Below are 5,850 nucleotides of genomic sequence, written 5' to 3'. Positions count from 1 at the left end.
GGCAGTTGAAGCAGAACGAAAACCGTATGCGGGCAATCGCCCAGATCAAGGATGCTGCCGCCGCCCATGCCAAGCTGAAGCCCATCCACGACACCTTTATCAAGAAGAACTTCAAGTTGACCAAGGACGCTTATGCCGCCCAGCACAAAGAGGAGCTGGACACCTTTAATAAAGCTGTCCGCACTCTGATGAAACTGAACGGCAGCACAGCGGTAGATTTTTCGGCATTGGATGCCGAATTTTCTGCGCTGCAATCTGGCAGCGCAGAACTGCGTACCAAACTGGAAGCCTTGCAACCGGACGTCTCTGCCCTGAAAAATATCCGCAAGTATATCGACATGGTGCTGAATAAGCAACAGCTTTCCGCACCGGACGGCAAGATCCCGGAGAAGGAATCGGTGCTGAAAAAGTTGAACGATAGCAAGGCAGCGCTTGGACAGAAAAAATTACAGCCCCAGCAAAAGGCAACTGAACACACATTGTAAAAGGAGAAGCACAAATGAGCAAAACTATCACTCTGACCGAACATCGCCCCGCTGACGGACTGTTGACCATGCGAGTCAGAAACACAACTTACAACGTCAACATCTTTTTCAATCCGAATGCAACGAGCACATTGGATACTCAAATGCGAAAAATCATCCAAAAAGAAGCGAAAGCTGGCAATTTTTAAATTTGCAGCAGCATCTTGATTTTTTATCTTGACAAAATGCAGCCCAATCATTTTTACACTCCAAACACTGTTTTCGTCAGCCGGATACCTGCTGCCGTTTTCATCGTATGTTCCATAAAGGTTCGGATTGCCTGCTGACCGTACCCGCTTTCGGACGCATTGACGATATAATCCGCCTCAATCAGAATCTGATAGTCAATGCCGTCGATCTGCGCCGGACTATGGTGGTGCCCTACCAGATAGGCCACCCGGTCGATCTGTGCCGCTGTCATGCCGGTATCCGCCAAGAACTCCCGCACCAGCGGGGCACCCTCCTGCTCCTGATATTTACCATTGGTGTTGCCGTATTTTTTGCGGCAGAGCGGGCAGGCGATATCGTGGGTGATGGCCGCCACCTCCAGAATAAACTGCGTGTCTGCGTCCAGCCCCTCCAGCTCACCAATGGTTTTGGCATAGGTCCACACACAGCTCAGGTGCGTGATGTCATGGATATTCCCTTCGGAAAAGGCGATCATCTTTTCCATGATCTGTGCAATGGTCATCATTTGTTTTCACTCCCGTTTTTAATACTTAAATGTTCACCTTGATAAACGCGAACTTATTCTTCAAATCTTTTATGACACTTTGGACATTCTTTAGGGATCGGCCTATAACCAACAAGCGAGCAACCGCAATAAGGACATTTCATCATGGTGAGATGATATACAATACCACCAACAACAACCATTGCACCGATTAGCAGGCATAGGTTTACTCTGTACTCCTTTGCCGTCATTGCTCCTATTACTGCGAGCAATATTCCTATCATCAAAATGATCCAAGAAATGGCAGCCTGCTTTTGTGGGCTATTGTTTTTCATATAATCACACCCCTCTACAAATTCCGATTTATCAAATAAGAATTTCCGTCAATTTTTCTCTTGATGTGGCTCGCTTCTAAGAGTAGGAACGAACTGTTCTGTTGCCGGAGACGGACCATTCAGGTCGATCTCCGGCAGTATTTTTGTTATCGCCTATTAAAAAACAGCCGGAACGACTTTCTGCTGCGCTACATCGATGATGCCGTATGTATTCAGTCTGAGTTTGGGAATGACCGGAAGGCTGACGAAGGCGAGGGTCATAAAGATGCCGATGTCTTCCGCTACACCATGTGCCTTGAGGGCATCGTTCAGCGCCTGCATTTTCGCCGCAACGCTCTCTGCGCTTTCGGTGCTCATCAATCCGGCCACCGGAAGCGCAAGTTCTGCCACGACCTGTCCATCTGCCACAAACGCAAGTCCGCCTTTGTTTTTCCGCACAGTGTTGCCGGCCAGCATCATATCGGTATCGTTGTCCCCTGCCACGATCAGGTTATGGGAATCATGTGCGATGCTCGATGCAACGGCTCCGCATTTCAGGCTGAAGTTTCCTAAAAAGCCAATACCCACATGGCCGGAGTGATGATGCCGCTCAAAAACGGCCAGTTTTACGATGTTGTGTTCCGGGTCCACACCGGGAGCTTTGCCCGGATGCCGTTGGAACGGGATGATTTTTTCCTCCGTAAGCAACTCGCCCCGGTTCAGGCAGATGACACGCTCCTGCTCCCCGCTTTCCCGAAGTTCCAGGTCCTGCAGTGTGATCTCATCCAGATCAAAGGAATCCATAACGTGGGAAAATCTCACACGGTCGATGTCAAGCGGTGCGGGTTTCAGCGTTTTTCCGTGCTCGGCCACCAGCGTGCCATTCTTGTAAACCTGTTCGACCATAAAGGATTCCAGATCAGAAACCACAACCAGATCTGCCCGGTACCCCGGTGCTACGGCACCGCGCTGCTTGAACCCAAAATACTGTGCCGGGACCAGCGTTGCCATTTTGACGGCCACTGCCGGGTCCGCCCCCAACCGGATCGCTTTACGGATGTTGGAATCGATGTGTCCGCTGTCCAGCAGGTCACCGGGGTGCTTATCATCTGTCACCAGCATACAGCGGCTGCAATAGGGCTCCCGGAACAGCGGCATCAGGGCCTCCATATTTTTGGCAGCCGTTCCTTCCCGGATCATGATGTATTGTCCGAGCCGGAGTTTTTCCATGGCTTCCTCGATGTTGGAGCACTCGTGATCGGACTGAACGCCTGCCGCAATATAAGCATTCAGGTCCTTAGCGCTCAAAAGCGGTGCATGGCCATCCACGATCTTTTCTGCTTCGGTGCAGTCGCGGATCTTCTGCAGGATCTTCGGGTCACAGCGCACCGTTCCATAGGCGTTCATCAGTTCCGCAAGCCCCAGCACGCGGGGATCGCCGTAGTAAGGCCGGAGCTGTTCTGCGTTCAGCACCGCGCCGGATTCATCCAGATCCGTAGCCGGAACACAGGAGGGCAGCATGAAATAAACCGAAAGGGTCAGATTTTTTGTCGTTTCCAGCATAAAATCCAAGCCTTCCAGCCCCGCAACGTTCGAGATCTCGTGTGGGTCTGTGACCACCGCAGTGGTACCGTGGGGCAGCACTGCCTGCTCGAAAGCCGGACCACAGAGCATGGAGCTTTCGATGTGGATATGCCCATCGATCAGGCCCGGGCAGACATATTTGCCGTGCAGATCAACTTCTTTCCGGCCATGATACGTGCCCACGCCCACGATCGAATTTCCGCTGATGGCAATATCAGCGGTGTCGATCTCATCGGTAAACACATTGACAATTCTGGCATTTTTCAAAACCAGATCAGCCAAAGCATCTCCTCTGCCTGCCGAGATCCGGCGTTTCAGTTCATCGGACTGCATAGAAACATCTCCTCTCTCTGAAGTTCGATTTTCTCACCTGTGGATTGGTTCTGCCCTTATTCTACCACGCCTTGCCGCTGCGGAAAAGATGTCGGGAAACAAAAATGGCCCCGGAGGGCTTGTTACAGCTCTCCGGGGCCACTTTATGTGCGTTGTGTCTTGGCGCAGACCGTCAGCACTCCACTGCCACCTTGATCACGCCGTCCCGTTTCTTTTCAAACAGCTCGTAGCCCTCTGCGATCCGGCGCAGGGGGTAGGTGTGGGTGATGAGCGGTTCGGTATCGATCTTGCCTTCTGCGATGAGACGCAGCGTTTCTTCACAATCGCAGCCGTCCACGCCGCCGGTCTTAAAGGTGAGGTTTTTGCCGTACATTTCCGGCAGCGGCAGGGTCTGTGCCTTATCGTACAGCGCCACCACCGTCACAACGGCGTTGGGCCGTGCACACTCCCATGCCAGCCGGAAGGTGGAGTCTGCCCCTGCCACCTCCAGCACCACATCGGCCCCGTCGTGGTCGCTGTGGGCACGCACAAAGGCGGCGCAGTCCTCCGGCTGCACGGTGAGCACCTGCGGGTAGTGCCGACGGATGAACTGCAGGCGGCTTGCGTCCTTTTCACAAACGATGATGCGCTTGGGGCTGTGCAGCATGACGCACAGCAGCGTGCAGATGCCGGTCGGCCCTGCACCGAGGATCAGCACGGTATCCTCGGGGGTGATCTCCGAAATGCGTGCCGCCCAAAAGCCGGTGGCCAGCACATCGCCCACCAGCAGCGCCTGCCGATCGGTAACGCCGTCCGGGATCTTGTTCAGTCCCTGATCCGCAAAGGGCACCCGGACATACTCGGCCTGCCCGCCGTCGATGCGGCAGCCCAGCGCCCAGCCGCCGTTTTGATCGGTGCAGTTGTTCACAAAGCCTTTTTTGCAGAAAAAGCACTCTCCGCAGAAGGTCTCCACGTTCACCGTCACCCGGTCGCCGGGTTTCACATTGGTCACCGCACTGCCCACTTCTTCTACGATGCCCACCATCTCGTGCCCTACCGTGATGCCGGGCACCGCCCGGGGCACGCTGCCATGCTTGATGTGCAGGTCGCTGGAGCAGATGCTGGCAAGGGTCACCTTTACAATGGCGTCCCGCTCGTGCTGCAGCACCGGCTTTGGTTTTTCCATCAGGGCAAACGTTCCCTCTGAAACATAGGTATAGGTCAGCATGCTTTTTTCCTCCATGCGCTTTGATCTTTCCGGACTTGAGTATACCACGCAGCTATGGCAAAGAGCAAGCCGCAAAAGGCCCGCCCTTTGCGGCAGCTCTCCGCCGATCAGATCTTGGGCTGATACTGCATGCTGGACACATTGTAAATGGTAACAAAAGCCTTGGGGTCTTCCCGGTTGATAAAGTTCATCAGCTTCTGATATTCGCTCTTGTCCACGATGGTAATGATCTCGTTGTGCTTTTCCAGATTGTATGCACCGATGGCCTCGTACATGGTCGCACCGCTGTGCAGGTCATGGAGGATGAACTGACGCAGCGCCTCCTCTTTTTCGGTGATGATGCAGACGCGGCGTTTGATGCTGTTATCAAAGATGAAATGGTCCAGCACGATGCCGTTGAAGTAAGTACCGAGGATACTCAGCACCACGGTCTTTTTATCGTAGACCAGGGCCGCGGAAAGCGCCACACACATTCCCGACAGAGACATGGCTTTTCCCAATTCCATGTGCAGGTACTTGTTCATGATCTTTGCCACGATATCCAGCCCGCCGGAGGATGCATTGCGGTTGAACAAAATACTCAGCCCGATGCTGACCACCAGAATATAGCACAGCACGTCCAGCTCCTGACTGCCGGTCATCGAGCTGAACTCCGGGAACAGCTTTTCAAACAGCCCCAGAAACACCGGCAGCAGCACACTGGTGTATACGGTCTTTGCGCCAAATTCTCTGCCGCAGGTAAAGAACCCGATGATGAGAAGCACGACGTTCAGGATCATCGTAATGACCGACAAGGGCAGCGGCACAAAATTGGACAGCACGATGCCAAGGCCGGAAATGCTGCTGACGGATGTATGGCTCGGCACCAGAAAAAAGAAAACGCCCGCCGCAATGATCGCCACCGCCCCGGTCAGGACTGCCGTCTCCCTCAGGACTGCGCCGGTCTTTCCTTTTACATCACTCATCTTTGTCCCCCTAAAATCAAATTTGTTTCACCGATCTCCTCATCTTTGTCGATGCGGACAAGGAGCTTACCGCCAAAGCGTTTGTATTCCATAGTGAAGTACCTCTATAAATTCTGAGTTACTGTTCTCAGTATACCATGTTTTTCCCTTGCGGAAAAGATAGCGAAACAAAAATGCCCCCGGAGAGCTTGTTGCGGCTCTCCGGGGGCATCTTATGTGCGTTGTGCCTTGGCGCACACGACCGGCGTTT

The 5,850-nt window shown here is 53.4% G+C and carries 6 protein-coding genes and 1 pseudogene; 2 read left to right on the top strand and 5 right to left on the bottom strand.

The window, feature by feature from the left end:
- Both QZL71_RS12690 and QZL71_RS12685 read left to right on the top strand, forming a co-directional pair.
- Nucleotides 1-485 (top strand): annotated as a pseudogene (locus tag QZL71_RS12690) (conjugal transfer protein); the annotation flags it as partial.
- A gap of 14 nt (nucleotides 486-499) precedes the next feature.
- The gene (locus QZL71_RS12685) at nucleotides 500-673 is read left to right on the top strand and encodes a hypothetical protein (protein WP_294649065.1); all 174 of its coding nucleotides are present in this window, start codon (nucleotides 500-502) and stop codon (nucleotides 671-673) included.
- Between the two features lie 53 nt (nucleotides 674-726).
- Here the strand turns inward: QZL71_RS12685 and QZL71_RS12680 are convergent, their stop codons facing one another.
- From QZL71_RS12680 to QZL71_RS12660, 5 genes are all read right to left on the bottom strand, one after another.
- A complete protein-coding gene (locus QZL71_RS12680; RefSeq protein ID WP_156068839.1) occupies nucleotides 727-1,218 on the bottom strand; it encodes an HD domain-containing protein in 492 nt (163 codons plus the stop codon).
- 53 nt (nucleotides 1,219-1,271) lie between these two features.
- The gene (locus QZL71_RS12675; RefSeq protein ID WP_097782054.1) at nucleotides 1,272-1,532 is read right to left on the bottom strand and encodes a hypothetical protein; all 261 of its coding nucleotides are present in this window, start codon (nucleotides 1,530-1,532) and stop codon (nucleotides 1,272-1,274) included.
- A gap of 156 nt (nucleotides 1,533-1,688) precedes the next feature.
- Nucleotides 1,689-3,428: an adenine deaminase gene (gene ade / locus QZL71_RS12670; protein ID WP_294649062.1), complete on the bottom strand. Its 1,740-nt coding sequence runs from the start codon at nucleotides 3,426-3,428 to the stop codon at nucleotides 1,689-1,691.
- Nucleotides 3,429-3,600: 172 nt separating this feature from the next.
- A complete protein-coding gene (locus tag QZL71_RS12665) occupies nucleotides 3,601-4,635 on the bottom strand; it encodes an alcohol dehydrogenase (RefSeq protein ID WP_097782528.1) in 1,035 nt (344 codons plus the stop codon).
- 107 nt (nucleotides 4,636-4,742) lie between these two features.
- Nucleotides 4,743-5,600, bottom strand: coding sequence for a YitT family protein (locus tag QZL71_RS12660; RefSeq protein ID WP_154255802.1), 858 nt, complete (start codon nucleotides 5,598-5,600; stop codon nucleotides 4,743-4,745).
- Nucleotides 5,601-5,850 lie beyond the last annotated feature (250 nt).

It is taken from the genome of uncultured Faecalibacterium sp. (genome assembly GCF_900066275.1).
Classification (GTDB): Bacteria; Bacillota; Clostridia; order Oscillospirales; family Ruminococcaceae; genus Faecalibacterium; species Faecalibacterium taiwanense.
The sequence above is the reverse complement of the archived record's forward strand: the minus strand, read 5'-3'. Positions and strand labels throughout refer to the sequence as shown.

What these genes read in the sequence shown, in the direction of transcription:
- QZL71_RS12685 (WP_294649065.1), top strand. Translation starts at nt 500, where the DNA reads ATGAGCAAAACTATCACTCTGACCGAACATCGCCCCGCTGACGGACTG.
- QZL71_RS12680 (WP_156068839.1), bottom strand. Translation starts at nt 1,218, where the DNA reads ATGATGACCATTGCACAGATCATGGAAAAGATGATCGCCTTTTCCGAA.
- QZL71_RS12675 (WP_097782054.1), bottom strand. Translation starts at nt 1,532, where the DNA reads ATGAAAAACAATAGCCCACAAAAGCAGGCTGCCATTTCTTGGATCATT.
- ade (WP_294649062.1), bottom strand. Translation starts at nt 3,428, where the DNA reads ATGCAGTCCGATGAACTGAAACGCCGGATCTCGGCAGGCAGAGGAGAT.
- QZL71_RS12665 (WP_097782528.1), bottom strand. Translation starts at nt 4,635, where the DNA reads ATGCTGACCTATACCTATGTTTCAGAGGGAACGTTTGCCCTGATGGAA.
- QZL71_RS12660 (WP_154255802.1), bottom strand. Translation starts at nt 5,600, where the DNA reads ATGAGTGATGTAAAAGGAAAGACCGGCGCAGTCCTGAGGGAGACGGCA.